Raw genomic sequence first — 13,886 nt, forward strand, 5'->3', positions numbered from 1 at the left:
TTTTGTGTAAAGATTATGTTAAGTTTCTTTACAAAACCTTAACAATTCTTTTTGAAACAACTTTCAATCAATGCAATTATATGCTTATAAAAAGGAAAAATAAGGAGTGTAGTAACAATATTGAAGAAGCCATGAATAAAAGCGAGTTGCAGACGAGGTGAAATAGGAATATAAAAGTGAAATGTTAAAAAAAGATGATAAAAAGGAGTCAGGAAAATCATGAAAAAAGTTGTTCCAATTACATTAAATAAAAAATGAAAGAAGGCAGCTTTTTTGGCAGAAAAATTGGTTTTAAGGGCAGAAAGAAAAGCGGTAATGGTTGTACCGATATTACAACCTAAGATATAAGGAATAGAAACATAAAGGGAAATGGCTTTTAAATGATACATTTGTTGGACAATAGCAATTATCGCACTTGATGATTGAATAAGAGCAGTGGTGATGGCTCCACCAAGCATGGCTAAAATAGGATGATTTGTAAAAAGTGTTACTAATTTCATAAATTCAGGAAGTTTAGTAATAGCTTCAAGATGCATTGACATAAGTTCTAATCCATAAAATAAACAGCCAAGCCCAAAAAGAATTTGTGCAAGGCCTTTTATTTTAGGATGATTAGAAAATAATAAACAAAAAGCACCAATAATTAAAAAGAAAGAAGCATATTGAAAAAGATCAAAACCTACAATAAAAGCGGTTATGGTTGTGCCAATATTGGCTCCCATAATAATCCCAATACTTTGTGAAAAGGTCATGAGATTTGCATTAATTAAACTGACGGTTAAAGCAGTTGTGGCAGAACTTGATTGAATAATACAAGTTATAAAACAACCAATTAGAATAGCCTTAAAAGTAGAAGAAGTACATTTAGCAAGAAGATTTTTTAAACGGGTTGGTGAAAGTTCTTGTAAAGAAAGAGAAAGATAGTCGATACCAAATAAAAAAAGTGCCAGACCGATTAGAATAGAAGTCCAAGAAACGTGGTTCATGAAAAAGCCTCCTTTTTCATATTTTAAAAATAATCATTTTTAACTAGAAAAAATAATCATTCTTTGTAAAAATATATGAAGGAGGTGTTTTAATATGAAAGGAAGATGGAAGAAATTTTTATCTTATTATACAAACTATAAGGTTTTGTTTTTTAAAGATATGTTTTGTGCGATGATTTCAGCAGCCATTACACTCGTTTATCCTATGCTAACACGCTATATTACAGGGACGATTTTAAATCAACCAAAGATTGATTATTCTAAGATTTATTTATTAGGACTTTTTATGCTTTGTTTGATTGTTGTTGAATATTTTTGTAATTATTTTATAGGTTATCTAGGACATGTCATGGGTGTCTATATGGAAAGAGATTTACGTAATGAGTTATTTAGTCATTATCAAAAATTATCTTTTCGCTTTTATGATGAACAAAACACAGGACAATTGATGTCACGTCTAACGAATGATTTATTTTCTTTAACTGAACTTTATCATCATGGACCAGAAGATATTGTCATTTCAATTATTAAGTTTATAGGGGCCTTTATTTTACTTTCCTATATTAATGTCAAACTGACTTTAATTTTATTTGCAATCTTACCATTTATGTTTTTATTTGCTTGGTATTATAATAAAAAGATGAAAAAAGCTTTTAAAAGAAATAAAGAGAGAATTGGTGATATCAATGAACGTATTGAAGACAATTTATCAGGAATTCGTGTTGTTAAAAGTTTTGCGAATGAAGATCAAGAGTTAGAACGTTTTGATAAACAAAATGGACATTATGTAAGTGCTAAGAAAAATAGTTATTATTATATGGGAAGATACAATGCAGGACTTACTTCTTTTACAAGTTTAATTACAGTATCGGTTATCTTTTTTGGAACCTTATTTATTTCTTATGGAAGTATTAATGTTGCAGATTTAATTGCCTTTTTACTTTATGTCACGAACTTAATAGATCCTGTAAAAAAACTTTTAAACTTTACTGAACAATTTCAAGAAGGTGTTACTGGTTTTGAACGTTTTATGGAAATATTAGAAATTGAACCAGATATTCAAGATACAAAAAATGCAGTTGTATTACAACATGTTGAAGGGAATGTCATGTTTGATCATGTTTCATTTCGCTATAATGAACAAACACCTTATGTGTTAAATAATATTAACTTGGATGTAAAACCAGGAGAGTATATTGCTTTTGTTGGTTCATCAGGAGTTGGTAAAACAACGATTTGTTCTTTGATTCCTCGTTTTTACGAAGCAACGAAAGGAAATGTCTTGATTGATGGAATTAATGTCAAAGAGATAAAACAACAATCTTTAAGAGAAAATATTGGCATTGTTCAACAAGATGTTTATTTATTTACTGGAACGATTATGGATAATATTCGTTATGGAAATTTAGAAGCGAGTGATGAAGAAGTCATTGAAGCCGCTAAAAAAGCTAATGCTCATGATTTTATTATGGAATTAGAAGAAGGTTACGATACGGATTGTGGACAACGTGGGGTCAAACTTTCAGGTGGACAAAAACAACGTATCTCGATTGCACGTGTTTTCTTAAAGAATCCACCAATTCTTATTTTTGATGAAGCAACAAGTGCATTAGATAATGAAAGTGAAAGTATTGTACAAGAATCTTTAGAAAAATTATCTCAAGATCGTACAACTTTCGTTATTGCGCATCGTTTATCAACGATTAAAAATGCTAAACATATTTGTGTTTTAACAGAAAATGGCATCGAAGAACAAGGAAACCATGAAGAGTTGATGAAATTAAATGGAAATTATGCAAGATTGTATAATATGCAATTTAAAGGAGAAAAGTAACATGGAAAGAAAATATATTTTTTTTGATATTGATGGAACACTTTTAGATGATAATCCGGGAGGAAAGATTTTAGAAAGCACATATCGTACGTTAGATAAGTTAAAAGAAAATGGGCATTTTGTTGCTATTGCGACAGGAAGAGCACAATATATGGCGATGGATGCGGCTAAAGAAGCCCATATTGATTGTTTAGTAACAGATGGGGGAAATGGTATTACTTTACATAATGAACTTCAATATATTAAACCGATAGATTTTGTTCAAGCCAATCGTGTCATTGATCAATGTATTGAACATCATTTACCATTTGCAGTTGCTTTAGGAAATGAAGCTGTTTTGTATACGAATCAAAGTGATCAAAAAGATCAAAAACTTCCGGTAAAATTAGTTGTTGATGAAAGTATAGACTTTCATCAAGTAAAGGAAATTTATAAAGTATTTATTGAATGTGGTGAACAAGAAGAAAAATTATTGGATTTAGGAACTTTGGAATATATGCGTTATTTTAAAGGACAAATCATCATCGAACCAGCAGATAAATATAAAGGTATTTTAGAAATGGTTCATTTATTAAAGGGAAATGAAAAGGATATTGTGGTCTTTGGGGATGGCTTAAATGATATTTCTATGATTGACCAAGCTCCTTTAGGTATTGCTATGGGTAACGCAATCGATGAAGTCAAAGCAGTCGCAAATTTTATAACCAAAAGAAATGATGATGACGGTATTGAATATGCTTGTCGTTATTTTGGCTGGATTGATTAAACAAAATAGGCTATACTAAAGATGGGTGAGATTATGGAACTAATTAAAGATTTTTTAATCATTATTGGTATTTTTGTATGTATGTCTTTAGGTATTTTCTTTTTACTTCATAGTGGTGATGCCAAAAAGAAAACCAAACAAACAATTCAAGATACAAGAGACAGTATTCAAGAAGCAAATCAACAACTCGATGATGTTTTAGAACAATTACAAGAAATGAATGCTCCTTTAGAAAAAGCGATGAAGGCAGTACGTTCTTTCAATGATAAAGTTTTATCAAAAAAATAATCGAGGAATGTTGACAAAGCTTAAATATTATCTATAATACAGGTATATAAATAAACTCAATGAAAAAGAGAGTAGTTTTATTGGATATGTTAGAGAGCCTATGTTGGTGGAAATTAGGTATTGAAAATAAAATGAAGCGCACTTTGGAGAGGGTTATCTGAATACATAGGATAACAAGCTAACCAGCTTTAACGGTGAGGTGGATATGTTTATCATATCAACAAGAGTGGTACCGCGGAATCTTTCGTCTCTTAGCAATCGCTAGGAGACGTTTTTTATTGGGTAGAAAAGGGGAAAAGAATATGAAAAAAGTATTAAAATTAATGTTAGCACTTGTGATGACTTGTGCTATTGCTGGATGTTCATCAAGCAGTAAAAATGATGCCGATGTGACAATTACAATTGGGACATCACCTGATTATGCACCTTATGAATCATTAAACAAAAAAGGTGAAATCGTTGGTTTTGACGTAGATATGGCCAAATTATTTGAAGGTTATTTATCTGATATGGAAGGTAAAACTTATTCTTTAGAATTCAAACAAATGGATTTTGATAACATTGTTACTCAAATTCAAGGGGATCAAATTGATTTAGGTATTTCTGGTTTTACTTATAGTGAAGATAGAGTTGTTGAATGGTCTGATCCATATTTAGGAACTCAACAAGTTGCTGTTGTACCAAATGGTTCTTCAATTACTTCAAATGATCAATTAGTTGGTAAAAAATTAGCTGCTCAAACTGGAGCTACTGGTGAACAAGCTGCCAAAGAAGTTGAAAATGCTGATGTTGTTTCAATGAAAAACGTACAAGATATTTTCAATGGTTTAGCAAGCAATCAATATGATGCAGCAATCGTTGACTTAGGTGTTGCTAAACAATATGTATCTAGTGGAAACTTTACACAATTAAATGGTTCATTAATGGATGAAAAGAACTATGTTATCGCTAAAAAAGGTAATACAAAAATGATCAAATTAATGAATAAATGTATTAAAAAATTCGTAGCTTCAAAAGATTACGATAAATTATGTAAAAAATATGATTTATCACCATTAGAAAAATAAAAAATTATAGAAAAGGGGTATAGAAATGTTTGTAGCTTTTTCAAAAGTGTTTACTCCTGAAAACTTACTTTACTTTGCTAAGGGTGCAGTAGTATCACTTTTACTCGCTGCTGTATCCCTTTTATTTGGTATTGTTTTTGGGATTTTAGGATCTTCAGCAAAAAGATCTAAATATAAAATTTTTAGAATTATTGGAAATGTGTATGTTGAAGTCATTCGTGGAACACCAATGTTACTTCAAATCTTGATTTTATTCTCAGTTATTCCATCTATTTATACAGCGTTTACAGGAAATGTTTTAAGAATTAATGTCTTTTTAATTGGTGCTGTTGCTATGTCTATTAACAGTGGGGCTTATTCGACAGAACTTATTCGTAGTGGAATCAACGGGGTTGATAAAGGACAATGGGAAGCTTGTGAAACTTTAGGGCTTTCTTATAAACAAACAATGAGACTTGTTATTTTACCACAAGCCTTCAAAAGAATTATTCCACCAATGATCAGTGAATTTATTACATTGATTAAAGATTCTTCATTGATCAGTTGTATTGGTGCCGTTGAATTATTAAAATCAGCTCAAGTAGTGGGGGCACAATATTATGATGTTATGTCACCTTATTGTATTGTTGCAGTTTATTATTTAATTATGACAATTAGTATTTCTTATTTAGGTAGATATGTAGAAAAGAGGTTAGCTGAAAGTGATTAAAGTTGAACATATATCAAAACAATTTAAAAAAGTAAAAGCAGTTGATGATGTTTCTCTTGAAGTAAAAAAAGGAGAAATTGTGTGTTTAATTGGACCTTCTGGTTCAGGTAAGAGTACAGTTTTAAGATGTATTCATGGTTTAGAAGTACCAGAAACAGGACATGTATACCTTAATGGGGAAGTTTTAGATCCAAAGAAATCTAATTATCAAGAATTAAGAAATAAAATGGGATTTGTTTTCCAACATTTCAATTTATTTCCACATATGACAGTCTTAGAAAACTTAACACTTTCACTTACAAAAGTACGTCACATGGAGGAAGAAAAAGCCAATGAAATAGCTTGTAACTATCTTACAAGAGTTGGCTTATTAGATAAAAAAGACGAATATCCAAATAAACTTTCAGGTGGACAAAAACAAAGGGTAGCGATTGCGAGAAGCTTATGTACAAGCCCTGAAATCATGCTTTTTGATGAACCAACAAGTGCCTTAGATCCAGAAATGGTTATTGAAGTATTAGAAGTTATGCAACAACTTGCTAAAGAAGGAATGACAATGATTGTTGTTACTCATGAAATGGGCTTTGCTAAAACAGTTGCTGATCGTGTTATTTTCTTAGAAAATGGTAAAATCGTTGAAGAAAATGATGCAAAAGCTTTCTATGAAAATCCTAAAACTGAACGTGCTCAAGATTTCTTAAAGAAGGTTATGCACTAGTGAAACTACAACGTTTTGAAGTAGAGTCTTATATGACTTTGCATGAAAATAACTGTCGCTATAACTTGGCAGATACAGTTGCTAAATCTTTAACTTTAAAGGAATTATTAGCGTATGATAAAAAAGATTCATTAGAGGATTTAATGAATCTTTCTTTAGATTATGGTGCTATTGAAGGTTCTCATGAATTAAAAAAAGGTATTTTAAGTTTATATCAAAGTGGTGATGATGAAGAAATTGCTATTTGTCATGGTGGTGTCAATGCCAATGAACTTGTTTTAATGACATTACTTTCAACAAATGATCATATTTTATCATTTTTACCAACGTATCAACAACTTTATAGTTTTCCTGAATCTTTAGGGGTAGAAGTTGATTTTATTCATTTAAAAGAAGAAAATGAATGGAAAATTAATTTTGAAGAATTAGAAAAAAATATTAGAGAAAATACAAAAATGATTTGTTTGAATTTACCAAACAATCCTACAGGAACAACTTTAGATCATGAAGAAATGCATCAACTGATTCAAATATGTAAAAAACATGATCTCTATGTTCTTGTTGATGAAATCTATCGAGGACTTTATCAAGAAGAATCCATTAGTGATCTTTATGAAAAAGGAATAGCAACCTCAGGACTTTCTAAAGTTTTATCAACTCCTGGACTTCGTATTGGTTGGATCAAAACAAAAGATAAAGAACTTATTCGTTTAATCAATGAAAGACGTGATTATTCAATTATTAGTAGTGGACCAATCAATGATTATTTAGGGGCACTTACTTTAAAATATAGTAAAGAGATTTTAAAAAGAAATCGTGAGATTTTAGAAGAAAATAAGTGTTACTTGAAAGAATGGTTAAAAGCTCATCCTCATCTTTCTTGTGTTATTCCAAAATATGGAACAGTTTGTTTCCTAAAATATGATTACAAAATAGATTCAAATACTTTCTGTGAAAAGTTACAAGAAGAAACAGGGGTCTTCTTTGTACCGGGATGTTGTTTTGATGTGGAAAATCACCTACGTTTTGGACTTGCAAATGATTCACAAATTGTCAAAGAAGGATTAGAAGTATTTTCAAATTGGTTAAAAAAATTAGACACTTCAAGATAAAGAAGTGTCTTTTATTATTTTAAAACAATAAATTGCACTTAAAGTTAAGGTTGTAATCAATCCTGTAAATAAACTAATCAAAATAGCGTTAACATAAAGATAATGAGATAAAGTATAAGTTAAGATAATTTCTAAAGTACATTCAATCATAGAGATGATAAACATCACTTTATTTTTATTTTTAGCTTGTAAAATTGTAGAAAGGGGTGTTTGTAAATAAAATAGTAAAAAAGGAAAAGACATGTATTTTAATTGTTGATAGCCACTTGTTGTATTGTAAAGAATCATAAGGGATCGTTTTGGAAAAAAATAGAAAATTAAAGTAAAAGGAAGACCAATAAGAAAACAAATAAGTAAAGCATAAAGAAGATGTAAAAAAGTATTACTTTTATGATAATAAAGATCATCTGTAGCAATAGGCAAATAGAGGCGATAGATGATCGTACAAAAAAAAGTAGGCGTGACAAGCATCGAGACGACATAGCCAGAAAGGATGGCATATTGGTCTTGGATAAAGTTTTGAGTTAAACCAAGTCGAGTTAAAACATGAATTAAAAGAATGGGCTCTAAAAAATTCATAAAACAATGGTAAAGTCGTGAACCTGTTAAAGGCAAAGAAATGTTTAAAAGATCTTTCATAATCAAGTTTTGCTTATTTATGTTTTTTAAAGGAGTAAAAGAATATCTTTTACGACTTAAAAGAAGTAGATAGATAATTGACATCAATTCACCAAAACTCATTGATAAATAAGCGATTGTTACTAAAAAAGGTAAGGATGAACTTAAAGGAGTTTTTAAAAATAAATAGGTAAATAATAAACGTGAAGTTTCTTCGACAATTTGGCTTTTAGCAATGACATAGACATGCCCTTTGGCTAAATAATAGTTTTTAATAATACCACTGATAGCAATCAATGGAATAAAAATTAAAAAGGATAAAATGGGATAAAGAGTATAATCGTTTTTTAATAAAGAATGAGCAATGAAAGGACTTAAAATAAAAAGGGTTCCACAAATAACAATGACAGAAAAAAAGGATAGAATAATTGCTGTAATAATGACTTTGTAGTTTTTATATTTTGGATGTAATATAAGACGAAAAACAGCAGAAGGAATCCCAACCTGTCCAAGTGTTAAACACAAAGAAAGTGTTGGCATAATGACAAGATATAATGACATGGCTTCTAAAGGAAGAAGCCTGGAAAGCAACATTCTATTTAAAATACTAAATATTTTAGAGATAGTTGAACTAGCAGAAAGAATAATGAATGAATTGATAAGTTTTCTTTTCATAAAAGACTTCCTTTATGTCGAATTTTCATCTATAATAGACGAAGTGGGAGTTGGTTTATCGTGAATGAAAAACTGGATTATAAATTTGGTAAATATGATTTAGATTTTCTAATCAAATTAAAAGCTCATGAGTTTCGTAAGCAAAAAATAGATAATATATCCGAAAAAGAAATAAGAAATTATTTATTCAATATTAAATGGAAATCTCAAAAGAGTCTACCAATGTGTGATATTATTGATGATGTAATGAATTTACAATTTTCGGAAATTTTTGATTATTTAAGTATACAAGCAGTTAAAGAAGCAAGTACACTCGATTTAGCAGCATTTCAAGAATTCATTTCAAAATAGTTGGTAACAACTATTTTTTATTTAAGGAGATTTTATGAACTGGGATATAAAAGAAATACATAACTATAATGAATATATGCAAAAGTATTCAATACATTCTTTACTTGCAAAGATTTTTGCACAAAGAGAATATAATGAACAAGATGTTCAAGGACATACTTCAAAAAGATTGATTTATCATGATTTTTCATTGTTTTTAGATGCGGATTTAGTTTTAGATCGTATACAAGAAGCTTTGGAAAATGATGAAAAAATATGTATTTATGGAGATTATGATTGTGATGGAATCTTGTCAACAGCCATTCTTGTTCAAGCTTTTTTAGAATTAGGGAAAAAAGTAGGGTATCATATTCCTAATCGTTTTGAAGATGGTTATGGACTAAATAAAGAAAGAGTTCAACAAATGTATGAAAAAGGATATTCTTTGTTAATTACAGTAGATAATGGTATTAAAGCGTATGAAGCTATTAATTTAGCTAATGAACTTGGTATTGATGTTATTGTTATTGATCATCATGATTATGACGAATTGCCGGATGCATGTGCAATCATTCATACAAAAATGTCACCGGATTATCCATTTAAAGAAATATGTGGAGGTTTTTTAGCGTATAAACTTGCCAGTAGTTTGCTTGGAAAACATGATAAATATTTATTTTCTTTAGCAGCTATTACGACGATTTCAGATATGATGCCTTTAGTTGATGAGAATAAATCGCTTGTTTCGCGAGGTCTGCAATTTATGAATGAAGGAAAATATCTTCAATTAGAACTTTTAATTGGTGAAAATCAAAAATATAATACAACAACTTTAGGTTTTAATATTGCACCTAAAATCAATTCCTTTGGAAGACTACCAGAACTTGTTAATCCAAATCATTTAGTACGTTATTTTTTAAAGGATGTCAATCAAAAATTTGCAATCCAAATTTCTCAATACGCTAAAAAAATCAATAGTAAAAGACAATCTCTTACAAATGAACAATATAAAAATATTTTAGAAAATAGTCAAAAAGATGAATTTTTATATAGCTATAATCAAGAAGTTCATGAAGGAATTGTAGGCTTAATTGCTGGTAAGTATACTCATGAATTTCAAAAGCCAAGTTTTGTTATGAAATATGATGAAAAAAATGAAGTGTATCGAGGAAGTGCCAGAAGTATTGAAAGTATTCCTTTAAATCAAATCTTTGATGATTTAAAAGATTATTTTGTACAATATGGTGGACATGCTTTAGCGGGTGGTTTTCAAGTAGCAAAAGATGAAGTGTTAACTTTAAAAGAAGCATTGCATACCTACTTAACAACACATACTTTTTCTAATGAAAAAGTTCTTGAAGGAATTCAAATTGAATTAAATGAGCTTACTTTACCAGCTGTTAAAGAATTAGAATTGTTAGAGCCGTATGGTCAATATAATGAAGAAATGAAATTTGTTTTAAAAGATATTACGAATTTTACCAGTCGTGTATTATCTGATGGGAAACATTTACGTTTCGATATTCCTTTAAATAAAGGGAATTTACAAGCACTTTATTTTAATTGTTCGAAAGAAATTGAGCAATTACAACAAAAAAAGACAATTTCTTTAATAGGGACTTTAAAAATTAATAAATATTTAAATACAGAATCAATAAATATGATTATAGAGGATATGAAATAGTTTCCTTGATAATAAAAGTTTGTTATAATAGAAATAGGAGGAGTACATAAAATGGACTTTAAAAAATATATTGAAGATATTAAAGATTTTCCTGAAGAAGGAATTATCTTTAGAGATGTAACACCTTTATTAAAAGATAAAGAAGCTTATAAAGAATCAATTGATACATTCGCTAAATGGATCGATGGACTTGGAGTTCAAGTAGATGTTGTTGCTGGTCCTGAAGCAAGAGGCTTTTTATTTGGATGTCCTGTTGCTTACAAAGTAAATGCAGGTTTTGTACCTGTTAGAAAACCAGGAAAATTACCAAGAGAAACAGTTTCAGCAAGTTATGATTTAGAATATGGAAAAAATGAAGTTCATATTCATGCTGATAGTATCAAACCTGGTGAAAATGTTGTTATTATTGATGATTTACTTGCTACAGGTGGAACAGTTGAAGCAACTATTCAACTTGTTGAACAACTTGGTGGTAAAGTTGTAGGAATTGCCTTTTTAATTGAACTCGAAGCTCTAAAAGGTAGAGAAAAATTAAAAGACTATAATGTCTATTCAGTATTAACTTATTAAATAAAAGAGAGGAAACTCTCTTTTATCATATGAGGGGGTTATAATATGAAAGAGTTTAAAAAAGCTGGAGATAAAGTCACTATAGAAGATGTCTATGAATCATGTAGACGCTATATTACCAATGAAGATGATATGAAGCTTATTAAAAAAGCTTATGATTATATCATGGTTAAACACGAAGGACAAAAACGTAAAAGTGGAGAACCTTATACAATTCATTTGATTTGGGTTGCTTATATTTTATCAACATTACAAACAGGACCACTTACCATTACAGCGGGTCTTTTACACGATGTCATGGAAGATTGTGATGTATCACGTGAAGAAATGGTGAAAGAATTTGGAGAAGAAGTAACGACCCTTGTTGAAGGTGTTACGAAGATTTCTAAAATGCCATTTAAAGATGAAGCAGATGTATATGCTGAAAATCATCGTAAAATCTATATTGCGATGGCTAAAGATATACGTGTTATCTTGATCAAATTTGCCGATCGTTTACACAATATGCGTACATTACAATTCATGCCCCCAGAAAAACAAAAACGTATTTCTCGAGAAACTTTAGAAGTCTACACACCGATTGCTCATCGTTTAGGGTTGAGCGATATTAAAACAGAATTGGAAGATCTTTCTTTATCTTATTTAGATCCAATTGCTTATCATGATATTGCGCGACTTCTTCAAACAAAACAAGATGAGCGAAAAGAATCTGTGGCGAAGATGATGGAAGAAGTTGAAAACTTATTAAAGGAAAATCATTATCAATATCGTATTTTAGGTCGTGCGAAATCTATCTATAGTATTTATAAGAAGATGTTTAAAAAACATAAACGTTTTGATGAGCTTTATGATCTTTATGCACTCCGTATTATTTTACAAAATAAACTTGATTGTTATAGTGTTTTAGGATTGATTCATGATCATTATCGTCCAATTCCAGGACGTTTTAAAGATTACATTGCTATGCCTAAACCAAATATGTATCAATCACTTCATACTTCTGTTATTGGCGAAGATGGTAATACTTTTGAAATCCAAATTCGTACTGAAGAAATGGATGAGCTTGCTGAACTTGGGGTTGCTGCTCATTGGCGTTATAAAGAAGGCAAAGGTTATTCTGCCAAAGCAGAACAAAAAGAAATTGGAGAAAAACTTCAATGGTTACGAGAATTTATTTCTTTGTCAGATGATATCAAAGATGGCGATGCCAAAGAATATTATGACTCCATTTCTCGTGATATTTTTGAAGCCAATGTTTATGTCTTAACGCCACAAGGAAAAATTGTTGAACTTCCTAACGGTTCAACACCAGTTGATTTTGCTTATCGTATTCATACAGAAGTAGGACATCATACAGTTGGTGCGATTGTCAATAATGTCATGGTGCCTATTGATACAAAATTAAATACAGGAGATGTTTGTGAAATCAAAACCAACAAACAATCCGCTGGACCAAGTGAAGATTGGTTGAAATTTGTAAGAACCGCAGGAGCTCGTAATAAAATTCGTACTTTCCTCGCTAAAAAAGAAGCTGAAACTAAGAAAGATACGATTGAAGATGGTAAGAAAATCTTAAAAGATGAAATCAAAAAACGTGGACTTGATGAAAAGAAATTCTTGGATCCAGAAACTTATAAAACATATTTAGGTGCTTTTGGAGCAAGAAGTTTAGATGATATTTTCTATTTTATTGGAAAGAAAAATCTTTCAGTAGCAACGCTTTTAGAAAAAGTAAATCCAAAGAAAACAGGTTTCTTTGATAACTTATCTAAAATCTTACAAAGAAATAATGAACAAAGAGAAAAATTAGAAAAAACGACATCTAATAATGGAGTTGTTGTTAAAGGTGTTTCAGGATTAAAGATTCAACTTTCTAAATGTTGTAATCCAATTCCTGGAGATCAAATTACTGGTTATGTTTCTCAAGGACAAGGAATCAAAGTTCATCGTGTGGATTGTCCAAATATTAAACAAAAAGAAATTCAAAGCCGTTTAATTGATGTTTATTGGGATTTTGCATCACTTTCTAATTTGAAATTTGATGCTGATTTACAAATTGATGGCTTAGATCGTACAAATTTATTAAATGATATTATTACGGTTTTAGGACAAATGAAAATCAATATTTTAAATATTCATGCGGATGCATCAGATGATGGTAGAGCTTTAATTAAATTAAAGATTGGTGTTGATGATGCTGAACATTTAAATCGTGCAATTGCTAATCTAGAACGTATTCAAGGAATCTATGAAATTAAAAGAGTTATTCATTAGAATTATAGTTTGAAACTATAATTCTTTTTTTGAAGAAAAACTACGAAAGACGAAAAAAATTTAAGAATCCGTAATACAATAAACAAGTTGTTGATGGTTTTAAACAAGAAATAAAAGAAGAAACAAAGAGTATATTTTTTAAAGAAAATGGTAAGAAATTTAAAAAATATTTCTTTTGGTTTATACTGTTACTGTTTTGTTGCTGACATTATTACTAAAATAGTTATTTGCTTTCTTTGTTTTAGGGTTGCTTAT

Annotated in this window: 13 protein-coding genes and 1 other annotated feature; of the genes, 11 read left to right on the forward strand and 2 right to left on the reverse strand. The window is 29.7% G+C overall.

Annotation, left to right across the window (positions count from 1 at the left end; translation table 11 throughout):
- Window positions 1-38: 38 nt before the first annotated feature.
- A complete protein-coding gene (locus tag OCV55_RS05400; protein WP_147580027.1) occupies window positions 39-986 on the reverse strand; it encodes a Na/Pi cotransporter family protein in 948 nt (315 codons plus the stop codon).
- A 94-nt stretch (window positions 987-1,080) separates the two neighbouring features.
- On the opposite strand from OCV55_RS05400, the gene OCV55_RS05405 reads away from it, so the two are divergent.
- The 7 genes from OCV55_RS05405 (at window position 1,081) to OCV55_RS05435 (ending at window position 7,480) form a co-directional block, all read left to right on the forward strand.
- Window positions 1,081-2,820 (forward strand): ABC transporter ATP-binding protein, encoded by a 1,740-nt coding sequence (locus OCV55_RS05405; RefSeq protein ID WP_032091329.1) that lies wholly within the window; start codon window positions 1,081-1,083, stop codon window positions 2,818-2,820.
- Window position 2,821: 1 nt separating this feature from the next.
- On the forward strand, window positions 2,822-3,586 hold the full coding sequence (locus OCV55_RS05410) for an HAD-IIB family hydrolase (protein WP_147580028.1): 765 nt from the start codon (window positions 2,822-2,824) through the stop codon (window positions 3,584-3,586).
- A gap of 33 nt (window positions 3,587-3,619) precedes the next feature.
- Window positions 3,620-3,874, forward strand: a complete 255-nt coding sequence (locus tag OCV55_RS05415) for a hypothetical protein (RefSeq protein WP_032091327.1) — start codon at window positions 3,620-3,622, stop codon at window positions 3,872-3,874.
- A gap of 50 nt (window positions 3,875-3,924) precedes the next feature.
- Window positions 3,925-4,129: a binding site (T-box leader), on the forward strand.
- A 47-nt stretch (window positions 4,130-4,176) separates the two neighbouring features.
- Window positions 4,177-4,941, forward strand: a complete 765-nt coding sequence (locus OCV55_RS05420) for a transporter substrate-binding domain-containing protein (protein ID WP_119364331.1) — start codon at window positions 4,177-4,179, stop codon at window positions 4,939-4,941.
- Window positions 4,942-4,966: 25 nt separating this feature from the next.
- Window positions 4,967-5,650, forward strand: a complete 684-nt coding sequence (locus OCV55_RS05425) for an amino acid ABC transporter permease (RefSeq protein ID WP_147580029.1) — start codon at window positions 4,967-4,969, stop codon at window positions 5,648-5,650.
- Entirely contained in the window at window positions 5,643-6,368 is a 726-nt protein-coding gene (locus tag OCV55_RS05430) for an amino acid ABC transporter ATP-binding protein (protein WP_022001747.1), read from the forward strand. The genes OCV55_RS05425 and OCV55_RS05430 overlap by 8 nt, the downstream gene beginning before the upstream one ends.
- Window positions 6,368-7,480, forward strand: coding sequence for an aminotransferase class I/II-fold pyridoxal phosphate-dependent enzyme (locus OCV55_RS05435; RefSeq protein ID WP_147580030.1), 1,113 nt, complete (start codon window positions 6,368-6,370; stop codon window positions 7,478-7,480). Before OCV55_RS05430 ends, OCV55_RS05435 begins: the two co-directional genes overlap by 1 nt.
- On the opposite strand, the gene OCV55_RS05440 is transcribed toward OCV55_RS05435, so the two are convergent.
- Window positions 7,472-8,773 carry an oligosaccharide flippase family protein gene (locus OCV55_RS05440; RefSeq protein WP_119363236.1) on the reverse strand — a complete coding sequence of 434 codons (1,302 nt, stop codon included), beginning with the start codon at window positions 8,771-8,773 and terminating at the stop codon, window positions 7,472-7,474. The two genes, OCV55_RS05435 and OCV55_RS05440, sit on opposite strands and share 9 nt — an antisense overlap.
- A 60-nt stretch (window positions 8,774-8,833) precedes the next feature.
- On the opposite strand from OCV55_RS05440, the gene OCV55_RS05445 reads away from it, so the two are divergent.
- From OCV55_RS05445 to OCV55_RS05460, 4 genes are read left to right on the forward strand one after another with little or no spacing between them, the layout of a single operon-like run.
- Window positions 8,834-9,124: a post-transcriptional regulator gene (locus tag OCV55_RS05445; protein WP_117347017.1), complete on the forward strand. Its 291-nt coding sequence runs from the start codon at window positions 8,834-8,836 to the stop codon at window positions 9,122-9,124.
- Between the two features lie 34 nt (window positions 9,125-9,158).
- Window positions 9,159-10,787: a single-stranded-DNA-specific exonuclease RecJ gene (gene recJ / locus OCV55_RS05450; RefSeq protein WP_147580031.1), complete on the forward strand. Its 1,629-nt coding sequence runs from the start codon at window positions 9,159-9,161 to the stop codon at window positions 10,785-10,787.
- 51 nt (window positions 10,788-10,838) lie between these two features.
- Window positions 10,839-11,357 carry an adenine phosphoribosyltransferase gene (locus tag OCV55_RS05455; protein ID WP_022001752.1) on the forward strand — a complete coding sequence of 173 codons (519 nt, stop codon included), beginning with the start codon at window positions 10,839-10,841 and terminating at the stop codon, window positions 11,355-11,357.
- 45 nt (window positions 11,358-11,402) lie between these two features.
- Window positions 11,403-13,631, forward strand: coding sequence for a RelA/SpoT family protein (locus OCV55_RS05460; RefSeq protein ID WP_032091321.1), 2,229 nt, complete (start codon window positions 11,403-11,405; stop codon window positions 13,629-13,631).
- Window positions 13,632-13,886: the final 255 nt, after the last annotated feature.

This window comes from [Clostridium] ammoniilyticum (genome assembly GCF_025566905.1).
GTDB lineage: Bacteria > Bacillota_I > Bacilli_A > Erysipelotrichales > Coprobacillaceae > Faecalibacillus > Faecalibacillus intestinalis.